This window comes from Kitasatospora sp. NPDC058162, assembly GCF_042884005.1.
Taxonomy (GTDB): Bacteria; Actinomycetota; Actinomycetes; order Streptomycetales; family Streptomycetaceae; genus Kitasatospora.
Genome location: NZ_JBHVUS010000004.1, coordinates 57,996 through 78,567, shown reverse-complemented (window position 1 = coordinate 78,567; position 20,572 = coordinate 57,996). Strand labels below are relative to the sequence as shown.

The window sequence follows — 20,572 nt, the reverse complement described above, 5'->3', positions numbered from 1 at the left end:
TGCGGGAAGGCCGTGGTGGGCGACGGGGGCCCGGGCGCGGGGCACCGGGCGGGTCGCGATCGCGCACACTATCGAGCCGCGGTGGCCGGATCCCGACGGGGGTGGCGCCGTGCGTACGGCGCCCGGGGGCCCCGGGCCGTTGGTGTACGGGGGACCGGGCGCGGTGGCGGCGGGGTTGCCGGGGCCCCGGTTGCCGGGCGGCGGGGGTGGTCGGACGATGGGGGGCATGATGCACCAGATGCGAGCCGAGTTCGGCCCCGAGGGGGAGGCCGGTGGGGTGCGGCTGTGGCACATCGTCCGGGGTGCGCAGAGCGTGGCGATGTGCGGCCGGGAGCTCGATCCGGGGGCGCCGGTGCGGGAGGCGGTGGACTGGGGGCGGACCCCGGAGCTGTGCTGCCACACCTGCGGGGCGTACTTCCTGCGCGAGACGCCGTACCTGTCGGCCGAGCACCAGTGAGCGGCCGGGCGCTACGGTGCTCGGTATGGAGGAATCGCTGGTCCGGCCCCGGTCGCTGACCGCCGAGGCCGCGGGGTTGCGCTCCGGGGTGCCCGGCCTGTCCGAGTACGTCGACCGGTTCTGCGCGCTGGTCGAGCGGGTGGATCCGCTGCTCCGCGCCTTCGTGGCGGAGCCCGGGCGGCACGACCGACTGCGGGCGCGGGCACGGGAGTTGGCCGCGCTTCACCCGGAGCCGGCCGGGCGGCCGCCGCTGTACGGGGTGGCGGTGGGGGTGAAGGACATCGTGCACGTGGACGGGCTGCCCACGCACGGGGGTTCGGCCCTGCCGCCGGGTGTGCTGGCCGGGCCGCAGGCCGTGGTGGTGGACCGGCTGCTGGCGGCGGGGGCGATGGTCGCGGGCAAGACGGTGACCGCCGAGTTCGCCGCGACCGCCCCGGGGCCGACCCGCAATCCGCACCGTCCCGGGCACACCCCGGGCGGGTCGAGCAGCGGCTCGGCGGCGGCGGTGGCGGCCGGGCTGGTGCCCTTGGCGATCGGTACCCAGACGGTGGGTTCGGTGATCCGTCCGGCCGCGTACTGCGGGGTGGTGGGGTTCCGGCCGACGTACGGGCGGATCCCGATCGCGGGCGTGATCCCGAACGCGCCGAGCCTCGACACCCTGGGCGTGTTCACCGCCGATCTGGCGGGTGCGGCGCTGGTGGCCCCGCTGCTGTGCGACGACTGGCGGCCCGCGGCGGGGGACGGGGAGGCGGTGGCGGCGCCGGTGTGCGGGGTGCCGGACGGGCCGTACCTGGAGCAGGTCGAGCCGGCCGCGCTGCGGGTCTTCGAGGAGCGGGTGGCGCGGCTGGTGCGGGCCGGGGTGGCGGTGCGCAGGGTGCCGCTGTTCCCCGACTTCGCCGAGGTGGCCCGGCAGTTGCAGTTCGTCAACCGGTTCGAGCTGGCCCGCAGCCACGTCGACTGGTTCGCCCGGTTCGGCGGCCTGTACCGGCCGGAGACGGCGGCGAGCATCCGGGTCGGCCAGGGGGTCGCGGCGGAGGACCGGGAGGCCGGGCTGCGGTTCCGGGAGGGGCTGCGCGAGCGGGTGGCCGGGGCGGCCGCCGCGGCCGGGGTGGACCTGTGGCTGGCGCCGTCGGCGCCGGGCGGGGCGCCGGAGGGGCTGCACGACACGGGGCCCGGCGGGATGTCGCTGCCGTGGAGCTTCCTAGGCCTGCCCGCGCTGAGCCTGCCGGCCGGGCGGACCGCGGACGGGCTGCCGCTCGGTCTCCAGGTGGTCGGCGCGGCGGGCGGGGACGAGCGGCTGCTGGCCCAAGCGGCCGTGCTGGAGCGGGTGTTGGGATAGCAGCCCGGCCGGACGGTGGGCCGGCGGCAGGCCCCGGCCGTCAGGCGAGCGCCGGGTCGGCCGGGTCGGTGGCCGCGGCGCGGAGCAGGTGCCGCAGGAGGCGGCCGGCCCGCTGGTACGGGACGTCGTCCTCGTGCAGCACGGCCTGCGAGTTGGCCGCCTCCAGGACGGCGATCAGCGCGAAGGCGAGGTCGTCGAGGTCGGTGCCGGGGCGCAGGGCGCCGGCGGTGCGGGCCTCGGCGAGGGCTTCGACGACGGTGCCGTGCCATTCCCGGGCGCAGTCGGCCAGGGCGTCCCGGACGGCGCCGGGGCGGGCGTCGAACTCGGCGGTGACCTCGTAGAAGAAGCAGCCGCCGGGGAAGACCCGGGCCCGGGAGTAGGCGAGCCAGCTCTCGCAGAGCGCCTTGGCCCGGGCGAGGCCGGGCGGGGTGTCGGCGACCGGGGTGACGACGGCGTCGGCGAAGATCCGGCGGGCGGCGCGGACGGTGGCGAGCTGCAGCTCCTCCTTGGAGCCGAAGCCGGCGAAGACGCCGCTCTTGCTGAGCCCGAGGTCGGTGGCGAGGCGGCCGATGGAGAGGGCGTCCAGGCCCTCGACGGAGGCGATCCCGACGGCGCGGTGCAGGACGGCCCGGCGGGTCTCCTCGCCGCGCAGGACCCGTCCGTCCGTGGTCGGTGCGGCCATGGTTCGTCCTCGTTCCTCGTCGCCGTGGGGTGCCGCCCAGGGTAGTGGGCCGTCCACCGGTCCGTAGCGGGCCGGCCGCCGGTCCGAAAAACTGCACGAACGGTCGTGCTAATATCTCGCCCCGAGCAAGGAGCAAGGCCCAGGGAGCACAGCGAACAGGGGAGACCCGATGGACCCGGCCCAGGCACTGATCCGCACCGCCCTCAACCCCGCCGCCCGGATCGCCCCCGGCCCGGCCGGCCGGGCGGCCTTCGAACTCTTCCGGCGCCCGCTGCGGCGCAGCCGGGTCCGGCCCGCCGAGCAGGAGGTCCACCACCGGGCCGTCCGTGAACCGCTGGCCGTCAACGGCAAGCCGGTGGTCGGCTACCGCTGGGGCAGCGGCGAGCGGCCCGTCCTGCTGCTGCACGGCTGGCGCTCCCGGGCCTCCCGCTTCGCGCCCTTCGTCCCCCGGCTGCGCGCCCTCGGCCTCAGTGCCCTGGCCTTCGACGCGCCTGGCCACGGCGACTCCGGCGGACGCGCCACCAGCGTGCTGGAGTACGGCGAACTGGCGCGTCGACTCCAGGGCCGGTACGGGCCGTTCGAGGCCGTGGTGGCGCACTCGCTGGGCGTCTGCGCGGCCTTCGGGGCGCTCGGCGACGGCCTGCGGGCGGGCCGGCTGGCGGCCGTGTCCGGGGTGTCCGAGGTGGGCTTCTTCCCGGCCGCCTTCTGCGCCGGGCTGGGCCTGGACGCCACCGTCGAACGGGAGTTGCGCCGCCGGATCGAGCGGGACCTGTTCGCCGGGGACGCCGGCGTCTGGGAGCGCTACGACGCCGCGCACCGGGCGGCGGCGGTCGGGCTGCCGGTCCTGGTGGTGCACGACGAGGGCGACGACGTGGTGCCGCTCGGCCAGGCGCGGCGCCTGAAACGGGCGTACGGGGAGCGGCTCGACCTGGTGGTCACCCGGGGGCTCGGGCACCGCCGGATCGTCGCGGAGCCGGCCGTGGTCGACCAGGTGATCGGATTCATCTCCGCGGGACTGGAGGTCACCGCCGCATGAAGCTCGTCGAACTGCACGCCCGGGCCGTGGACTTGGCCGTGGAGGTGGTGGACACCGTCCGGCCGGAGAAGCTGGACCGGCCCACCCCGTGCGCCGGATGGACCCTGCGTCGGCTGCTGGCGCACTGCGTCGGCCAGCACCTCGGCTTCGCCGCGGCCGCCCGCGGCGCCGGGCCGGACCTGTCGCTGTTCGCGGACGCCCCGCTCGGCGCCGACCCGGCGGAGGACTTCCGCCGCACCGGCGCCGACCTCACCGCAGCCTTCCGGGAGGCGGCCGCCGCCGGGCGGGCGCTCTGGCTGCCCGAGGTCCGGGCCGACCAGCCGTTCCCGTTCGCCCAGGGGGTCGGCTTCCACCTGCTGGACACCCTGGTGCACGGCTGGGACGTCGCCGCGGCGCTCGGCGGCACCGGGCGGCTGGTCGCGGCGGTGGACGGCGACGACGCCCTGGCGGGCACGCTGCTGGCGGTGACCGGGGCCGTCCCGGACACGCCGGAGGCCCGCGGGCCGGGCCGGGCCTTCCGCCCGGGGCTGGTGCCCGGCGGCGGAGCGGGCCGGTTCGAGCGGGCCCTGGCGCTGCTCGGGCGCGATCCGGCCTGGCGGGCCCAGGGGGCCTAGCGGTTCCGGAGGCCTTGCTCGTCCGGGCCGCGCCGCTCGTCCTGGAAGCGCGGTCCGCCGATCAGGAACAGCAGCGCTGCGGCCGGAAAGCCGAGCGCGGCGCCGAGCACCACGATGAACTGCCAGAACGTCGTCATCATCCGCTCCTCGTCAGTCTGGGCCTCGTCAGTCCCGGGCCGCCCGGGCACCCGAAGGTGGTACCAAACCCGACCGGCCCTGATTGGCCGAATTGTCCAGTTGTTATCAGACGGTATGGCCGAATCGCCCCCGCTGCCACCGGACACCGGGCGCCGGCCCGCGCCACACCGGCGCAGGGGTCTGGGCGCGGGCCGGGGGCGGCGGCCACACTGTCGGGATGCAGCTACAGCTCGCAGGGGAAGCACGTCGGCCCGACCGCGAGAGCGAGGACTTCGCGGCGGCCTCGCCGGAGGCACTCGTCCTGCTGGACGGCGCCAGCTCGCCGGCCGGCCTGGAGTCCGGGTGCCGGCACGGAACCGCCTGGTACGTCCGCCGGTTGGGGGTGCACCTGCTCGCCCGGCTCACCGACCGGGTGGACCGCTCGATCGCCGAGTGCCTGGCCGACGCCATCGTGGAGACGGCCGCGCTGCACGGCGGCCGCTGCGACCTCGGCCACGCCAACACGCCCGCGGCGATGGTGGTCGCGGCCCGGCGGCACGGCGAGTCGCTGGAGTACCTGGTGCTCGGCGACTCGCTGCTGGTGCTGGAGTTCAAGGACGGCCCGCCCAAGGTGATCGGCGACAACCAGCGCTTCCCCGGCGGGGAGGGGCTGCGCCGCCAGGTCTGGGCGACCGTCCCGGGCAGCGCCGAGCGGGCCGCGCTGCACCTGGAGTACGCGCTGGCGGTGCGCGCCGCCCGCAACCGGGGGACCGGGCCGTGGATCGCCGCGGCCAGCCCGCGGGCCGCCGAGCACGCCGAGACCGGTTTCGTCCGGCTGGACCGGCTGCACGCGCTGGCCGCCCTCACCGACGGCGCCTCGCGCTACACCGAGCGCTTCGGGCTGGGCAGTTGGGGCGATGTGCTGCGGCTGCTCGCGGAGTCGGGCCCGGGCGAGCTGATCGCCCAGGTCCGCGCGGTGGAGCGGGCGGACGCGGGCTGCGAGCGCTGGCCGCGCGGCAAGACCCACGACGACGCCTCCGCCGTCTACGCGTTGCTGTAGGCGGCGGAGGCGCTGCTCAGGCGGAGGTGCGGCCCGGGCGGAGGTGCTGCCCGGGTGTGCCGGGTCAGCGGTTGTAGCCCCAGGCGAAGCTGGAGGAGTCGCCGGCCTTCTGGACCCACGGCCTCACGTAGCGGGAGGGGTCGTCGCTGGTGGAGTACCCGCCGCCGGTGATCCCGTTGTGGTCTCGACCAATTTGGCCAGTGGTTCAGACCAATCGACATTATCGCGAGCAGCCCGGAGCGGGTGTCAACACCCGTGCGACAAGAGGAAGATGGGACTCCGGAGGCTTCCGGTGCGAACATGCCGAAGGGCCCGGACCATGCGGTCCGGGCCCTTCGGGTGTGCCGACGCCGGTGGGCGTCAGTGGGCGTCGGTGGGGATGGTGCCGAGGCGGCCGGCCTGGAAGTCCTCCATGGCCTGCTGGAGCTCGCGGTGGCTGTTCATCACGAACGGGCCGTAGTGGGCGACGGGTTCGCGGATCGGGAGGCCGCCGAGGAGGACCACCTCGAAGTTGTTGTCGCGGGAGTCCTGCTTCTCGTCGGCGCGGATGGTGATCGAGTCGCCGTCGCCGAAGACGACGGCCTGGCCCCGGTGGAAGGGACGGCGCTCGCCACCGGCCGAACCGTTGCCCGCGAGGCCGTAGGCGAGGGCGTTGAAGTCGGAGCGCCAGGGCAGGGTGACCTGGGCGCCGGGGTTGATCGAGGCGTGGATCATGGTGATCGGGGTGAAGGTGGTGCCCGGGCCCTGGTGGCCGTCCATCTCGCCGGCGATCACCCGGAGCAGCGCGCCGCCGTCCTCGGAGCCGAGCAGCTTGACGCTGCCGCCGCGGATGTCCTGGTACTTCGGGGTGATCATCTTGTCCGAGGCGGGCAGGTTCACCCACAGCTGGAGGCCGTGGAAGAGGCCGCCGGACCTCACCAGGGACTCCGGCGGGGTCTCGATGTGCAGGAGGCCGGAGCCGGCGGTCATCCACTGGGTGTCGCCATCGGTGATCGTGCCGCCACCGCCGTGCGAGTCCCGGTGGATGAACGTTCCGTCGATGATGTAGGTGACGGTCTCGAAGCCGCGGTGCGGGTGCCAGGGGGTCCCCTTCGGCTCGCCGGCCGCGTAGTCCACCTCGCCCATCTGGTCCATCATGATGAACGGGTCGAGGTACTTCTGGTTGATCTTGGCGAAGGCGCGGCGGACGGGGAAGCCCTCGCCTTCGAAGCCCTCGGGGGCGGTGGCGACGGTGAGCACCGGCCGCGGGGTGGCGACGGCCGGGTCCGGCGTGGTGACGCGCGGGAGGGTCAGCGGGTTGTCGACGGTCACGGCGGGCATGTCGGCCTCCTTCGAGGGGGGTTTCTCTGGCCTACGTCCACGAGAATAGTTCAATCCTCAACAACAAGCAAGTTGAAAGTTGAACTATGTGGTGATGAAGGAGCGCGGGGCTCCTCGTTCAGGATGGGTCAGCCGTACATGCGGCGCATGGTGAAGTCGACCATCTGCTCGACCGCCTTGGCGTCGAACACCATCCGGTGCTCGCCCTCCATGTCCAGCGCGAAGCCGTAGCCGGTCGGCAGCAGGTCCAGCACCTCGGCACCGGTGACGGTGAAGTGCTTGGAGTCCTTGCCGGCGTAGCGGCGCAGCTCCTTGAGCGAGCTGAACATCGGGATCACCGGCGTCGGGGTGTTGTGCAGTGCCAGGAAGCCGGGGCGCTCGCCGCGCGGGCAGTGCACCTTCGAGGTGATGAAGATGGCCTGGAAGTCCTCGACCGCCATCGAGCCCGTGGTGAAGGCCCGCACCGCGTCCGCGAGGGACGGCGGGGAGGGCTCCGGGTACAGCGACTGCTGAGGCGCCTGCCCCTGCGCGCCGTACGCGTCCGGTCCGGGCATGCCGTTCATGCCCGGCTGCGGACCCGCCTGCTGCTGGTAGGGGTCACCCGGGTATGCGTTCTGGTCATATCCGTACACACGGACAGGCTAGCGGGAGCGCACCCGCGCGCGCTGGCGTCGATCCTGACAAGGAGTGGTCGTCCCGGCTTGTGGGACGTGACCACGTTCATACCGGATTCACCGCCGGGGGCTTGCCCAAGTTACCGCTGGGTAGCATCATGATGCCTACTGGTGGGTACGGGACGCCCGAAACGAGGCGGTCTCCCGGAAGCGACGAACCGGAGAAAACGGCCATGGGTCACTACAAGTCCAACCTGCGGGACGTGGAGTTCAACCTCTTCGAGGTGTTCGGTCGCGACCAGGTGTACGGCACCGGGCCGTTCGCGGACATGGACGTCGAGACCGCGAAGAACATCCTCAGCGAGATCGCCCGCCTCGCCGAGAACGACCTCGCCGCGTCCTTCACCGACACCGACCGCAACCCGCCGGTCTTCGACCCGGAGACCAACACCGCCCCGATCCCGGCCACGTTCAAGAAGAGCTACCAGACCTTCATGGACGCCGAGTGGTGGCGCCTGGGCATCCCGGAGTCCATCGGCGGCCAGGTCACCCCGAACTCGCTGATCTGGGCCTTCGCCGAGCAGATCCTGGGCTCCAACCCCGCCATCTGGATGTACTCCTCCGGCCCGGCCTTCGCCGGCGTCATCGCCGAGGAGGGCACCGAGGAGCAGCTCGAGGTCGCCAAGCGGATGACCGACCGCCTGTGGGGCTCCACCATGGTCCTCACCGAGCCCGACGCGGGCTCCGACGTGGGCGCCGGCCGCACGAAGGCGATCCAGCAGGAGGACGGCTCCTGGCACATCGAGGGCGTCAAGCGCTTCATCACCTCGGGCGAGCACGACATGTCCGAGAACATCATCCACATGGTGCTGGCCCGCCCCGAGGGCGGTAAGCCGGGCACCAAGGGCCTCGGTCTGTTCATCGTCCCCAAGTTCGACTTCGACTGGGAGACCGGCGAGCTCGGCGAGCGCAACGGCGTCTACGCCACCAACGTCGAGCACAAGATGGGCCTCAAGGCCTCGAACACCTGCGAGATGACCTTCGGTGCCAAGCACCCGGCCAAGGGCTGGCTGCTGGGCGAGAAGGTCGACGGCATCCGCCAGATGTTCAAGATCATCGAGTTCGCCCGGATGATGGTCGGCACGAAGGCCATCGCCACCCTCTCCACCGGCTACCTGAACGCCCTGGAGTACGCCAAGGAGCGCGTGCAGGGTGCCGACATCTCCCAGTTCCTGGACAAGACCGCCCCGCGCGTCACCATCACCCACCACCCGGACGTGCGCCGCTCGCTGCTGACCCAGAAGGCCTACGCCGAGGGCATGCGCGCGCTGGTCCTGTTCACCGCGTCCGTCCAGGACGACATGATGGCCGCCAAGCTGCGCGGCGAGAAGGACGAGGCCGCCGAGCGCCTCAACGACTTCCTGCTCCCGATCGTCAAGGGCTACGGCTCGGAGAAGTCCTACGAGCAGCTCGCCCAGTCCCTGCAGACCTTCGGTGGCTCCGGCTACCTGCAGGAGTACCCGATCGAGCAGTACATCCGCGACGCCAAGATCGACACCCTGTACGAGGGCACCACCGCCATCCAGGGCCAGGACTTCTTCTTCCGCAAGATCGTCAAGGACGGTGGCCAGGCGCTCACCGCCCTCAACGAGCAGATCCAGAAGTTCCTCGGCTCCGCCGAGGGCGGCGACGCCCTGGCCGCCGAGCGCGAGCTGCTCGCCAAGGCCGCCGGCGACCTGGAGGCCATCGTCGGCAAGCTCATCGCCGACCTGACCTCGGTCGAGCAGGACGTCAAGAACATGTACAAGGTGGGCCTCAACACCACCCGCCTGCTGATGGTCTCCGGCGACGTCGTGGTCGGCTGGCTGCTGCTGCGTCAGGCCGCGGTGGCCCTGGCCAAGCTGGAGGCCGGCGCCTCCGAGAAGGACGTGCCGTTCTACCAGGGCAAGGTCGCGGCCGCCCGCTTCTTCGCCAAGAACGTCCTCCCGACCATCGCCCCGCAGCGGGCGATCGCCGAGGGCATCGACAACGAGATCATGGAGCTGGCGGAGGAGGCCTTCTAGGCCCCGCACGCTCTTCTGACCGCCTGACGACACACCCTCACACCGAAGGGCCCGGCTGCCACCGGGCCCTTCGGTGTTGTCGCATGCCTGCTCGGCTATGCGTTGCGCAGGGCTTGGAGCGGGTCGGTGCGGGCGCCCATGGCGCGGCGCGGGCCGATCCGGCGCGGCCCCGTTCCGCCGCTATCTGACGGTGTGCGACCGGGAGGGATCAGGGTGTGAAGAAGGGCCGGTGGGAGGCGGGTTCGGGATCGTGGGGGTGTTCCGCAACCGTTGCCGGGTATCGAATGCCATGTCCGTGTACGGGCATATGCTCAAGGTGCGAAGCCGACCCCCCATCCGGCTTCGGCCCTCCCTCGACCCTGGAGCAGCATGTCGACCGCCGCCCGCCGGGCATTCTTCGACCGGACGCACACCGACGATCTGATCGCCTTCCTCGGCACCTCGCCGTCCCCGTACCACGCGGTAGCGAGCGCCGCCGAGCGCCTGGAGAAGGCGGGGTTCCGTCAGGTCGCGGAGACGGACGCCTGGGACGCGGCGGCCGGCGGGCGCTACCTGATCCGCGGTGGTGCGCTGATCGCCTGGTACCTGCCGGAGGGGGCCGGTCCGGAGACGCCGTTCCGCATCGTCGGCACCCACACCGACTCGCCCAACCTGCGCGTGAAGCCGGTCCCCGACACCGGCTCCGCCGGGTGGCGGCAGGTCGCGGTGGAGATCTACGGCGGGGTGCCGCTGAACACCTGGCTCGACCGCGACCTCGGCCTGTCCGGCAGACTCGCGCTGAAGGACGGCAGTGCGCGGCTCGTCCAGCTGGACGAGCCGCTGCTGCGCGTGCCCCAGCTCGCCATCCACCTGGACCGCCAGGTCAACGACGGCATGAAGCTCGACCGGCAGCGCCACCTCACTCCGATCTGGGGCCTCGGCCCGGTCGACGAGGGCTCGCTGATCTCCTACGTCGCCGAGCGGGCCGGGCTGGCCGCCGAGGACGTGGTCGGCTGGGACCTGATGACCCACGACGTTCAGCCCGCCTCCTACCTGGGCCGCGACCGCGAGCTGCTGGCCGGCCCGCGCCTGGACAACCAGCTCTCGGTGCACGCGGCCACCGCCGCGCTGGCCGCCGTGGCCGTCGCCGCCGCCGGGGGCGAGGTGGCGCTGCCGTACATCCCGGTGCTGGCCGCCTTCGACCACGAGGAGACCGGCAGCGAGTCGGACACCGGCGCGCAGAGCCCGCTGCTCGGCAACGTGCTCGACCGGACGATCCACGCCCGCGGCGGCAACCCGGAGGACCGCGCCCGGGCGCTGGCCGGCACCGTCTGCCTGTCCTCGGACATGGGCCACGCCGTCCACCCGAACTACTCCGAGCGGCACGAGCCGGGCCACCACCCGCTGCCGAACAACGGGCCGATCCTCAAGGTCAACGTCAACAACCGCTACGCGACCGACGGCGTCGGCCGGGCGGTGTTCGCGGCCGCCTGCGAGAAGGCCGGCGTGCCGTGGCAGAGCTTCGTGTCCAACAACGCGATGCCCTGCGGGACGACCATCGGGCCGATCACCGCGGCGCGGCTGGGCATCAAGACGGTGGACTGCGGCATCGCGGCGCTGTCCATGCACTCGGCGCGCGAGCTGTGCGGGGCCGAGGACCCGTACCTGCTGGCGAGCGCGATCAAGGCCTTCCTGGAGGGCTGAGGACGGTAGACGCGAAGGGGCCCGCCGGTTCGTCCGGCGGGCCCCTGGGTGTTTGCGTTGTTACTCCATGCCCGCCAGGACGAGCGGGAGGCGGCGGGCGCCGTCGGCGACCAGCTTCACCGGCACGCCCCAGTCCTGCTGGTGCACGTGGCAGGCCGGGTACTCGATCTCCGGGTCGTCGTCGCAGGAGGCGGCCATCGCCGAGACGTGCAGCACGCCCTCGGTCACCTCGTCCGAGAGCACCAGCTCGCGGGAGAGGGCGGAGTCCGCGCCCGCGCCGGAGACCAGCAGTTCGGGCGGGGTCGAGCTGACCAGCAGCCGGGTGGACGGGCCGTAGCGCTCGTCCAGCTTCTGGCCGCTCGGCGCCTCGAAGACCACGTCCAGCCGCAGGGCGCCCGGCGCGACCTCGGTGGCGGCGCGCTGGGTGCGGTGCGCCATCGACTCCACCCGGACGGCCTCCTCCGGCAGCCGCAGCCGGGTCAGCCGGTGCCGGGCCGACTCGACCACCACGATGTCGCCGTCCACCAGCACCGCCCCGGAGGGCTCGCGCAGGTCGGTGGCCAGGGTGGTGACCTCGCCGCTCGCCGGGTCGAAGCGGCGCAGGGCGTGGTTGTAGGTGTCGCTGACGGCCACCGAGCCGTCCGGCAGCACCGTCACGCCCAGCGGGTGCTGGAACAGGGCCTGGTCGGCGGCGCCGTCCCGGTGGCCGAAGTCGAACAGGCCGGTGCCCACGGCCGTTCGGACGGTTTTGGTTTCACGTGAAACGGAACGCAGCGCGGAGGTCTCCGAGTCGGCGACCCAGAGCTGCTCGCCGTCCGCGGAGACGGCGAGGCCGGACGGCTGGGCGAACCAGGCCTCGGCGGCCGGGCCGTCCACCAGGCCCTCGTTGGTGGTGCCGGCCGCCACGCCGACCGTGCCGGTCGCCGGGTCGTACGCCCACAGCTGGTGCACGCCCGCCATCGCGATCCACACCTGGCCGTCGAACCAGGCGACGTCCCACGGCGAGGAGAGGTCCACCTCGAGGGCCGGGCCCTCGGTGGGCGAACCCTGCCACCACTGGCGGCCGGTGCCCGCCAGGGTGGTGACGCTGCCGTCGGCCAGGCGCACGCCGCGCAGCGCGTGGTTCACGGTGTCGGCGACGACGACGTCGTACGGGCTGCCTTCGGGGAGCAGCGCGAGGCCCTGGGGCTCGCTGAACCGGGGGCTGGTGCCGTCCACCAGGCCGCGCTGCCCGTCGCCGATCCGGCGCACCACGGTCTCGCCGTCCTCGGCCATCTCGACCAGGGAGTGGTGGCCGGAGTCGGCGACCAGGAAGTGGCCGTTCGGCAGCCGCACCGCCTTGCCGGGGAACTTGAGGTCGTCGGTGCTCGGCTCGGGCGCCACGTACGGGCCGTCGCCGCGCCGCAGCGTGCCCTTGGCCTCGTGCTCCGCCTCCAGCTCCGCCACCAGCCGGGCGATCGCGTGGGCGTGCCCCTCACCGGCGTGCTGGGCGACCACGTAGCCCTCCGGGTCGATCACCACGAGCGTCGGCCAGGCGCGGACGGCGTACTGCTTCCAGGTCGCGAGCGCCGGGTCGTCCAGCACCGGGTGGTGCACCTCGTACCGGGCGACGGCGTCCACGACGGCCTGGTGGTCGGCCTCGTGCACGAACTTGGGCGAGTGCACCCCGACGATCACCACGGTGTCGCGGTGCTGCTCCTCCAGCTCGCGGAGCTCGTCCAGGACGTGCAGACAGTTGATGCAGCAGAAGGTCCAGAAATCCAGGACGGTGATCTTGCCCCGGAAGTCGGCGAGGGTGAGGTCCTTGCCGCCGGTGTTCAGCCAGCCGCCTGCTCCGACCAGTTCGGGGGCGCGTACGCGTGCACGAGATGCCATGACCTCATCCAACCGTATGTGGGGTGGGGGCATTCCGGGGGTGGGGGCCGCTGCGCGAGGCTTGGGTGTGGGGGTGGGCTCTCGGGAGGGTGGGTGCGGGGCGGTTCCGGGGGTGGCCGCTCCGGGGGCTGGGTGATTTTCCGACCGCCGACCCTGTGGGGACGTGGTTGGGCGCCGTTGGCGGTCTGAAAATCACCCGTCACGCCCCTCTCCGCAGCCACCCCCTCCACCGCCCCTCCCGCAGCGCGTCCCTCTCGCCTTGGTGGGGGGAGGGGAGGGGGGTGGTGGGGGTGGGTGGGTTGGTGCGGGTTGGTGCGGGTTGGGGTCAGGGGAGGAGGCGGAGGTCGGTGGGGGGCTGGGTGGCGGTCTGGTGGAGGAGGAGGTGGGGGCCCAGCCAGAGGGTGAGGTCGATCTGTTCGCCGGGGCGGGTGAGGGTGGTGGTGAGGCGGTCGGCGAAGGTGTCGAGTTCCTCGGGGGTGATCCGGTGGCCGGTGTAGTGGGCGGTGTGGTGGACGGGGAGGGCGGCGGCGCGGGTGGCGAGGGCGCGGGTGATGTCGTCGGGGCCCGGGGTGGGGGAGGCGGTGGTGGGGGCGGGGGCTTGGTGGAGGTGGGGGGTGAGGGTGGCCGGGAGGGTGGTGAGGGTGGGGGTTTCGGCGGCCCAGTGGACGTGCAGGTCGACGGTCTCGGGCAGGTCGGCGGGGGCGGCCGTCCAGTAGCCGTCCGCGCCGTCGGCGTCGATGCCGAAGGCGGCCTCGGTCAGGCCGTGGCGGCGCAGCAGGGCGACGGTCTCGCGGGCGTGGGCGCGGAGCACCGCGTAGGTGTCCAGGGGGTACGGCTCGCGCTTGGCGGGGGAGAGCACCAGCCGGTGGTCGTAGGGGTGCTCGGCGGCCTGGCCGGGGCGGGGGCCGAGGCGGTCGGCGGGGTCGGTGGAGATGCGGACCCACATGGTGCTGCCGCCGTCGGGGGCGGTGGCCTCCCCCCAGAGCCCGCCGTCCGCCGCGTACCGGAGGCTGAGTAGGGCGGCCAGTTCGTCGGCGGTGGGGGCGAGGCCCTCGGGCCAGCGGAGGTGGAGGACGGCGTCGACGGACATGGGGTGTTCCGGGGGGTGAGGGGGTGGGGTGGGGAGGGGCGGTGGGGAGGTCGGATGTTACGGGTGCGGAAGATCGGCCTGCCAGCGGATTTCGCCGTCCACGGTGTGCGGGGTGGGGTGGAGGCCCAGGGCCTGGGCGATGTGGGCGGAGGCGCGGTGGTCGGGGTGGATGTGGGCGATGGCGGTGGTGAGGCCGGCGGCGGTGAGGTGGGCGAGCAGGGTGCGGGCGGCTTCGGTGGCCAGGCCGCGGCGCTGCCACGGGGTGCCGACCACCCAGGCGAGTTCGGCTTCGGCGGCGGCGGGGTGGACGGTGGCCTGGACGTAGCCGGTCAGGGTGTCGTGGGTGCGGAGGCGGAGCACCCAGTTGCCCCAGATCTCGGCGGGGTCGGGGGAGCCTGCGGCCAGCCGGGCGCAGCGGGCGCGCCATTCGGCGGGGGTGGCCGGGTGGCCGCCGGTGAAGGTGTGCAGGGAGGGGTCGGCGAGGGCGGCGGCGAGTTCGTCGGCGTGTTCGGGGGTGAGGGGGAGGAGGTCGAGGCGCTCGCTGTGCAGGGGGGTGCGGGTGGCGGTGTGGAGGGGGGTGTGTGGGGTGGGGTCGGGGGTGGTGTCGGGGGTGTGGTCCATGGCGGTATTGAACAGGTGCGGCGCGGCGGTGCCGTGGGGTGGGCGGGAGGTCGGGTCGAATGGGGACTCGACACCGGCGACGGAGGAGGCCCACGTGCGGTACCTGGTCAGGGAGAAGCTGTTCGCGGTCGGCGATGACTACTGGATCGAGGACGACCGGGGGCACAAGGCCTACCTGGTGGACGGCAAGGTGCTGCGGGTGCGGCACACCTTCGAACTGAAGGACGCGCACGGGCGGGTGGTCGCGGTGGTGAAGGAGAAGATGCTCACCGTCCGCGACGCGATGAAGATCGAGGACGCCGACGGCGAGGTGGTCGCGACCGTACGGGAGAAGCTGTTCACCCCGTTCCGGGACAAGTACCTGGTGGAGCTGGCCGGCGGTGGTGAGTTGCGGATCCACGGTGACCTGGTCGACAAGGACTACCGGGTCGAGAACCAGCACGGGGACCGGCTGGCCCGGATCTCGCGCAAGTGGTTCCGGGTCCGCGACACCTACGGGGTGGAGGTCGCCGACGGCGCGGACACCGGGCTGCTGCTCGCGATCGCGGCCTGCGTCGACCACCTGGTGGCGGAGGAGCACTGAGTCACGGGGTGCCGTCCAGGACGTGCTCCCGGCCCCAGGCGCCCAGCGGGGCCAGCGCCGCGTTCAGGCGCCGTCCGGACTCGGTCAGCGCGTACTCGACCCGGGGCGGCACCTCGTCGTAGGCCTCCCGGTGCACGATGCCGTCCGCCTCCAGCTCGCGCAGGTGGGCGGCCAGCACCTTCTCGGTGATCCCCGGCACCAGCCGGCGCAGCTCGCCGAAGCGGCAGTGCGGGCGCTCGCCGAGCGCCCACAGGATCAGCACCTTCCACTTGCCGCCGATCACGTCCATCGCGGCGTCGATCCCGCAGACGTGCGCCCCCGGCCTCGGCACGGTCGCCATGCCCACCCCTTCCGACCTCGTCGCTCACCCCAGGGTAACCACCCACTCCGGAGTGCGTACTTGATCATGCGTGTGGGGCGGGGCGAGGCTGATCGGCATGGGAGAGAAGACAGTTGAGACTTCGTTCAAGGCGCCGGTCGTGCTGCTCGGCCTCGGCGCCATGGGCACCGCACTGGCCCGTGCCTGGCTCGCCGCCGGGCATCCGCTGACCGTCTGGAACCGCACCGCCGCCCGCGCCGAACCGCTCGCCGCCGAGGGCGCGGCGGTGGCGGCCACCGTCGCCGAGGCCGTCGCGGCCGGCCGGCTGGTGGTGGTCTGCCTGCTCGACGACGACTCCGTCGAACAGGCGCTGGACGGGGTGGAGCTGGCCGGGAAGGACCTGGTCAACCTGGTCACCAGCACCCCCGGCCGGGCCCGCGCCCGGGCCGCCTGGGCGGAAGCGCGCGGTGCCCGCTACCTGGACGGCGGGATCATGGCCGTCCCGCCGATGATCGGCGCGCCGGCGGCCGGGGCGTACGTGTTCTACAGCGGCTCGGGGGAGCTGTTCGAGGAGTATCGGGAGGTGTTGGCCGTCCCGGCCGGGGCGCGGTACGTCGGCGCGGACGCCGGGTACGCGGCGCTGCACGACGTGGCGCTGCTCAGCGGGATGTACGGGATGTTCGCCGGGATCGCCCACGCCTTCGCGCTGGTGCGCGGGGAGGCGGTGCGGCCCGGCGATCTGGCGCCGCTGCTGGGGAGTTGGCTCACCGCGATGGCCGGATCGGTCGAGCGGACGGCCGAGCAACTGGAGAGCGGGGACTACATGGGCGGTGTGGTGTCCAACCTGGCGATGCAGGTCGCGGGCAAGGAGACGCTGCTGCGCACCGCGGAGGAGCAGGGGGTGAGCGTCGAACTGCTGACCCCGTACTTCCGGTTGATGGAGCACCGGCTGGCCCTCGGCAGCGGCGCCGAGGACCTCACCGGGGTGGTCGACCTGCTGCGCCGGTGAGGGCCGGCCGGTAACGTACCGGCATGGCTGACCTTGAAGAACGCGCCAATGTCGTCGCGTCCGGCCCACGGCAGACCGGGGCGGGGGTGGGCGTCCGCCGACGCCGCGCCGCCGACCTCGCCGACTGCGTACGGGCCCTGGGCGACGTCCACGCCACCGACGGATACCCCGCCGAGTGGCCCGAACGGCCCGCCGCCTGGCTCACCCCGGACGGCCTGCTGGCCGCCTGGGTCGCCGAGGCGGACGGGCGGATCGCCGGCCACGTCGGTCTGATCCGCAGCGGACCCGGGGACCTGGCCCCCGGGCTGTGGAGCCTGCGCACCGGCGGCAGACCGGAACTCACCGCCCTGATCGGCCGCCTGTACGTCGCCCCGGCGGCCCGCGGCCTGGGCGCCGGCACCCGGCTGCTCGCCCACGCCGTGGTGCACGCCCGGACCCTCGGCCTGCACCCGGTGCTGGATGTGCTCGCCACCGACACCGCCGCCCTGGCGCTCTACCGGCGCCTCGGCTGGACCCTGCTCGGCAGCGGCGACCAGCGCTGGGACTCCGGGCGCACGGTCGTCGTCCACTGCTTCGCCGCCCCGAGGGGGTAGCGGCAGCGGAAGGGGGAGGGGCGCCGGGGGTGGCTCGGGTGGCCGCTGGATCGGGTGGCGACCGGTCCGCGTCGGTGTCGCCCGGGCAGGCCCGCTCCCAGGGGTCGTCGTGGCGGTGCTCGGTGCGGGTCAGGAGGCGGGGCGGTCGGGGAGGGGGCGGCGGCGGAGGGTGGGGGTGGTGAGGGACGGGGGCTGCCAGGCGCCGTCGGCGCGGTAGAGGTCGGTGCCGGGCGGGACGATGGCGTCGATGCGGTCCAGGGTGGCGTCGTCGAGGACCAGGTCGGCGGCGCCCAGGGCGGATTCGAGCTGCTCCATGGTGCGCGGGCCGAGGATCACCGAGGTGACGGCCGGGTGGGCCAGCGGGAAGGCGGTGGCCAGTTCGGGCAGGGTGCGGCCGAGGTCGGCGGCGAGTGCGGTGAAGGCCTCGACCGCGTCCAGCTTGGCGGCCGTGCCGGGCAGCGCCGGGTCGAAGCGGCCCGGGTTGAGGGCGGCGCGGCCGGTGGTGAGGTCGATCGGGCGGTCCTTGCGGTAGCGGCCGGTGAGGAAGCCGCCGGCCAGCGGGCCCCAGGTCAGCGCGCCCATGCCGAGCCGCTGCACCACCGGCAGGACGTCCCGCTCGATGCCGCGGGCGAGCAGTGAGTAGGGCGGCTGCTCGGTGCGGAAGCGGGGCAGGGCGCGGCGCTCGGCGACGTGGTGGGCGTCGACGATCTGCTCGGCGGGGAAGGTCGAGCAGCCGAAGGCGAGGATCTTGCCGGCCCGGACGAGGTCGCCCAGGACGGCGAGGGTCTCCTCGATGTCCGTGGTGTGGTCCGGCCGGTGGACCTGGTAGAGGTCGATCCGGTCGGTGCGCAGCCGGCGCAGGCTCGCCTCGACCTCGCGGACGATCCAGCGTCGCGAGTTGCCGCCGCGGCCCGGGCCCTCGCCCATCGGGAAGTGCACCTTGGTGGCGAGCACGATGTCGTCCCGGTCGCCGCGGGCGGCCAGGGTCTTCCCGACGATCTCCTCGGACTCGCCGGCCGAGTAGATGTCGGCGGTGTCGACGAAGTTGATGCCCCGGTCGAGGGCGGTGTTGATGATCCGGGCGCAGTCGTCGTGGTCGGGGTTGCCGATGGCGCCGAACATCATCGTGCCGAGGCAGTAGGCGCTGACCTCGATGCCGGTGCCGCCGAGGGTGCGGTAGCGCATGGGCGTACTCCCGTGGTCGGTGGGGTGGTGCGGGGGTGGGGCGGTGCGGGTGGTGGCGGGATAGAGGCTAGGAGTTGGAGTGCGCTCCAAGGCAAGGGGATCCCCCGGGCGGGGGAGCGGGATGGTCATGCCGGGGGAGGCCGGGGCCGGGGTGGGCGGGTGAGCCTGGGGCCATGGTGATGAGGGAGTGGGTGGGGGACGGTCGGGCGGTGGTCGGCTGGGGGCTCGGGTACGCCGGGTTCGGGCTGGGCTGCGGGCTGAGCGGGACGGCGCTGTGGGGGACCGGCTGGGTCGGGTGGGTGGTCGCCGGGGTGGGGGTGGCGGCGGTCGGGGCCGGGTGGGCGGCGGCGCGGGGGCGGCCGGGGAGGGGGCGGCCGGGGTCGGGGCGGGGGCTGACCGGGGTGTTGTGGGTGCTGTGCGGGCTGGCCGCGGTGGCGTCCTGGAGCTTGCTGATGGACGTGGTGACGCTGCTGTTCGGGCAGGCCGTGGACAGCGTTCCGGACGCGGTGCACAAGGCGTTGGCGGCGGGCGGGGCGTTGCTGCTGGCGGCCACCGCCCGGGCACGGGGGGCGGTTGCAGGTCGGGCGGTGGTGGGTCGGGCGGCGCCCTCGGTGGCTCCGGCTGCCGTCCAACTCGCGGCTTGGGCTGGGACCTTGGCCTTTGTGCCGTACGTGGTGATGAAGCTGATCTGGGCCCTGGGCGGCAGTTTCGCGGGGATCAGCGGCGACCAGATGTACGCCGACTACGTGCGCAACGGCTCCTCCGGGCTCTGGCTCACCCTGGAGCGCTGGGGGCTGGACGGCACCGTGCTGCTGGCGGCGCTCGGGGTGTTCCTGCTGTGGGGGCTGGTGCGGCCGTGGGGGCAGGTGTTCCCGCGCTGGACCCTGCCGCTGCGCGGCCGGGCCGTGCCGCGTTGGCTGCCGCTCACCCCGGCGCTGATCGGCGCGGTCACGCTGGCGCCGTACGGGCTGCTCGGGATCGGCTACCTGGTGCTGTGTACGGCCGGGGTGATCGGGATGCGGGTGGGTGCGCTGGGGACGCCGGAGCAGGCGATCCAGATCGGCTGGGTCGGGATGTGCGCGTTCGCCGGGTACGGGGTGGCGCTGGCGGTGGCCGCCCGGTCGTACTGGCGGCGGACCGGGGCGTGAGGGGGGAGGAGGTGAGGAAGGGGGTGTTTGCTGAGGTGGCAACAAAGCTTGCCGATACGGGATGGTCGGTCGCAGCCTGGCGGTGGAGGTGAGCGACGATGACCGAGAAGAACGGCGAGAACGGTACGGCGGGGCGCTACGACGCGGTGGTGGTCGGCGCCGGACCGGCGGGACTGAACGCCGCCCTGGTGCTGGGCCGGGCCAGGCGACGGGTCGCGGTGGTGGACGCGGGTGAGCCGCGCAACGCCCCCGCCGCCCACATGCAGGGCTTCCTGAGCCGGGACGGCATGCCCCCGGCCGCACTGCTCGCGGTCGGCCGCGAGGAGGTCGCCCGGTACGGGGTGGACCTGATCGACGGGCGGGTCGAACACGTCGAGCACGCCGGACCGGCCGAACTCGGCTTCGTGGTCCACCTGGCGGGCGGACCGGTGCTGCACGCGCGCCGGATCGTCGTCGCCACCGGGCTGCGGGACGGCCTGCCGGACCTGCCCGGCCTCGCCGAACGCTGGGGCCGGGACGTGCTGCACTGCCCGTACTGCCACGGCTGGGAGGTCCGCGACCGCCCGCTCGGGGTGCTCGGCACCGGCCCGGGGGCCGTCAACCAGGCGCTGCTGCTGCGGGGGTGGTCGGCGGACGTGGTGCTGTTCGCGCACACCCAGGAGCTCACCGGTGCCGACCGGGAGCGGTGCGCGGCGCGTGGCGTACGGGTGGTCGAGGGCCGGATCGTCCGGGTGGTCGCCGACGACGGGCGGCTGCGCGGTGTCGAACTCGACACCGGGCAGGTGGTCACCCGTGAGGCCGTCTTCGTCTTCCCGCAGCCGGTGCCCCGGGACGCGCTGCTCTTCGGCCTGGACTGCGCCCGGGACGACAACGGCTGGGTCACCACCGACCGGACCGGGCGCACCAGCGTCCCCGGGGTCTGGGCGGTCGGCAACGTCGTCGACCCGCGCGCCCAGGTGATCGTCGCGGCCGGGATGGGCGCGGCCGCCGCCTTCGCCCTCGACCACGATCTGGTGGACGAGGAGATCGGACGGGCGGTCGCCCTGTGCCGCGCGTCCGGGCCGGCCTTGGCCGTCTGAGCGGGGAAGCTACCACCGACCTACCACTGGAGAGGGAACATCATGTCTGCACACGAGCATGGGCATGGGCACGGGAAGCACCAGC

21 protein-coding genes are annotated in these 20,572 nt (G+C 73.7%); 12 read left to right on the top strand and 9 right to left on the bottom strand.

Annotated features, from left to right (window positions below):
* Window positions 1–226: 226 nt before the first annotated feature.
* Together ACFVXG_RS09480 and ACFVXG_RS09475 are read left to right on the top strand one after the other, a co-directional pair.
* Window positions 227–457 carry a hypothetical protein gene (locus tag ACFVXG_RS09480; RefSeq protein WP_387925882.1) on the top strand — a complete coding sequence of 77 codons (231 nt, stop codon included), beginning with the start codon at window positions 227–229 and terminating at the stop codon, window positions 455–457.
* Window positions 458–482: 25 nt separating this feature from the next.
* Complete coding sequence (locus tag ACFVXG_RS09475; RefSeq protein ID WP_387925880.1) at window positions 483–1,796, top strand: amidase; 1,314 nt, start codon at window positions 483–485, stop codon at window positions 1,794–1,796.
* A gap of 40 nt (window positions 1,797–1,836) precedes the next feature.
* Here the strand turns inward: ACFVXG_RS09475 and ACFVXG_RS09470 are convergent, their stop codons facing one another.
* The gene (locus ACFVXG_RS09470; RefSeq protein ID WP_387925878.1) at window positions 1,837–2,478 is read right to left on the bottom strand and encodes a TetR/AcrR family transcriptional regulator; all 642 of its coding nucleotides are present in this window, start codon (window positions 2,476–2,478) and stop codon (window positions 1,837–1,839) included.
* Window positions 2,479–2,647: 169 nt separating this feature from the next.
* Between ACFVXG_RS09470 and ACFVXG_RS09465 the strand changes: the two genes are divergently transcribed.
* Together ACFVXG_RS09465 and ACFVXG_RS09460 are read left to right on the top strand one after the other, a co-directional pair.
* Window positions 2,648–3,514, top strand: coding sequence for an alpha/beta hydrolase (locus tag ACFVXG_RS09465; protein ID WP_387925876.1), 867 nt, complete (start codon window positions 2,648–2,650; stop codon window positions 3,512–3,514).
* Window positions 3,511–4,128: a TIGR03086 family metal-binding protein gene (locus ACFVXG_RS09460; RefSeq protein ID WP_387925874.1), complete on the top strand. Its 618-nt coding sequence runs from the start codon at window positions 3,511–3,513 to the stop codon at window positions 4,126–4,128. Before ACFVXG_RS09465 ends, ACFVXG_RS09460 begins: the two co-directional genes overlap by 4 nt.
* Here the strand turns inward: ACFVXG_RS09460 and ACFVXG_RS09455 are convergent.
* Window positions 4,125–4,265, bottom strand: coding sequence for a hypothetical protein (locus ACFVXG_RS09455; protein ID WP_387925872.1), 141 nt, complete (start codon window positions 4,263–4,265; stop codon window positions 4,125–4,127). The two genes, ACFVXG_RS09460 and ACFVXG_RS09455, sit on opposite strands and share 4 nt — an antisense overlap.
* A 218-nt stretch (window positions 4,266–4,483) precedes the next feature.
* Between ACFVXG_RS09455 and ACFVXG_RS09450 the strand changes: the two genes are divergently transcribed.
* A complete protein-coding gene (locus ACFVXG_RS09450) occupies window positions 4,484–5,305 on the top strand; it encodes an integrase (protein WP_387925870.1) in 822 nt (273 codons plus the stop codon).
* A 360-nt stretch (window positions 5,306–5,665) separates the two neighbouring features.
* Here the strand turns inward: ACFVXG_RS09450 and ACFVXG_RS09445 are convergent, their stop codons facing one another.
* Window positions 5,666–6,625: a pirin family protein gene (locus tag ACFVXG_RS09445; protein ID WP_387925868.1), complete on the bottom strand. Its 960-nt coding sequence runs from the start codon at window positions 6,623–6,625 to the stop codon at window positions 5,666–5,668.
* A gap of 128 nt (window positions 6,626–6,753) precedes the next feature.
* A complete protein-coding gene (locus ACFVXG_RS09440; RefSeq protein WP_380408510.1) occupies window positions 6,754–7,257 on the bottom strand; it encodes an SseB family protein in 504 nt (167 codons plus the stop codon).
* A 215-nt stretch (window positions 7,258–7,472) separates the two neighbouring features.
* On the opposite strand from ACFVXG_RS09440, the gene ACFVXG_RS09435 reads away from it, so the two are divergent.
* Together ACFVXG_RS09435 and ACFVXG_RS09430 are read left to right on the top strand one after the other, a co-directional pair.
* On the top strand, window positions 7,473–9,302 hold the full coding sequence (locus tag ACFVXG_RS09435; protein ID WP_387925866.1) for an acyl-CoA dehydrogenase: 1,830 nt from the start codon (window positions 7,473–7,475) through the stop codon (window positions 9,300–9,302).
* Between the two features lie 369 nt (window positions 9,303–9,671).
* A complete protein-coding gene (locus ACFVXG_RS09430; RefSeq protein ID WP_387925864.1) occupies window positions 9,672–10,985 on the top strand; it encodes a M18 family aminopeptidase in 1,314 nt (437 codons plus the stop codon).
* A 60-nt stretch (window positions 10,986–11,045) separates the two neighbouring features.
* Here ACFVXG_RS09430 and ACFVXG_RS09425 read toward each other — a convergent pair whose 3' ends face one another.
* The 3 genes from ACFVXG_RS09425 to ACFVXG_RS09415 all read right to left on the bottom strand — a co-directional run bounded on the left by ACFVXG_RS09425 (window position 11,046) and on the right by ACFVXG_RS09415 (window position 14,571).
* A complete protein-coding gene (locus ACFVXG_RS09425) occupies window positions 11,046–12,860 on the bottom strand; it encodes an NHL domain-containing thioredoxin family protein (protein WP_387925862.1) in 1,815 nt (604 codons plus the stop codon).
* A 325-nt stretch (window positions 12,861–13,185) separates the two neighbouring features.
* Window positions 13,186–13,950, bottom strand: a complete 765-nt coding sequence (locus ACFVXG_RS09420; RefSeq protein WP_387925860.1) for a hypothetical protein — start codon at window positions 13,948–13,950, stop codon at window positions 13,186–13,188.
* Between the two features lie 57 nt (window positions 13,951–14,007).
* Complete coding sequence (locus ACFVXG_RS09415) at window positions 14,008–14,571, bottom strand: GNAT family N-acetyltransferase (RefSeq protein WP_387925858.1); 564 nt, start codon at window positions 14,569–14,571, stop codon at window positions 14,008–14,010.
* 94 nt (window positions 14,572–14,665) lie between these two features.
* On the opposite strand from ACFVXG_RS09415, the gene ACFVXG_RS09410 reads away from it, so the two are divergent.
* Window positions 14,666–15,154, top strand: coding sequence for an LURP-one-related/scramblase family protein (locus ACFVXG_RS09410; protein ID WP_387925856.1), 489 nt, complete (start codon window positions 14,666–14,668; stop codon window positions 15,152–15,154).
* A gap of 1 nt (window position 15,155) precedes the next feature.
* On the opposite strand, the gene ACFVXG_RS09405 is transcribed toward ACFVXG_RS09410, so the two are convergent.
* The gene (locus tag ACFVXG_RS09405) at window positions 15,156–15,494 is read right to left on the bottom strand and encodes a winged helix-turn-helix transcriptional regulator (RefSeq protein WP_387925854.1); all 339 of its coding nucleotides are present in this window, start codon (window positions 15,492–15,494) and stop codon (window positions 15,156–15,158) included.
* 97 nt (window positions 15,495–15,591) lie between these two features.
* Here ACFVXG_RS09405 and ACFVXG_RS09400 point away from each other — a divergent pair, with 97 nt between their 5' ends.
* Both ACFVXG_RS09400 and ACFVXG_RS09395 read left to right on the top strand, forming a co-directional pair.
* The gene (locus ACFVXG_RS09400; protein ID WP_387925852.1) at window positions 15,592–16,482 is read left to right on the top strand and encodes an NAD(P)-dependent oxidoreductase; all 891 of its coding nucleotides are present in this window, start codon (window positions 15,592–15,594) and stop codon (window positions 16,480–16,482) included.
* 23 nt (window positions 16,483–16,505) lie between these two features.
* Window positions 16,506–17,075, top strand: a complete 570-nt coding sequence (locus ACFVXG_RS09395) for a GNAT family N-acetyltransferase (RefSeq protein ID WP_387925850.1) — start codon at window positions 16,506–16,508, stop codon at window positions 17,073–17,075.
* Window positions 17,076–17,204: 129 nt separating this feature from the next.
* Here ACFVXG_RS09395 and ACFVXG_RS09390 read toward each other — a convergent pair whose 3' ends face one another.
* Window positions 17,205–18,260, bottom strand: coding sequence for an aldo/keto reductase (locus ACFVXG_RS09390; protein ID WP_387925848.1), 1,056 nt, complete (start codon window positions 18,258–18,260; stop codon window positions 17,205–17,207).
* Between the two features lie 173 nt (window positions 18,261–18,433).
* Here ACFVXG_RS09390 and ACFVXG_RS09385 point away from each other — a divergent pair, with 173 nt between their 5' ends.
* Together ACFVXG_RS09385 and ACFVXG_RS09380 are read left to right on the top strand one after the other, a co-directional pair.
* Window positions 18,434–19,408, top strand: a complete 975-nt coding sequence (locus tag ACFVXG_RS09385) for a hypothetical protein (protein WP_387925846.1) — start codon at window positions 18,434–18,436, stop codon at window positions 19,406–19,408.
* Between the two features lie 98 nt (window positions 19,409–19,506).
* Window positions 19,507–20,487 (top strand): NAD(P)/FAD-dependent oxidoreductase, encoded by a 981-nt coding sequence (locus tag ACFVXG_RS09380; RefSeq protein ID WP_387925844.1) that lies wholly within the window; start codon window positions 19,507–19,509, stop codon window positions 20,485–20,487.
* The last annotated feature ends 85 nt before the right edge of the window (window positions 20,488–20,572 follow it).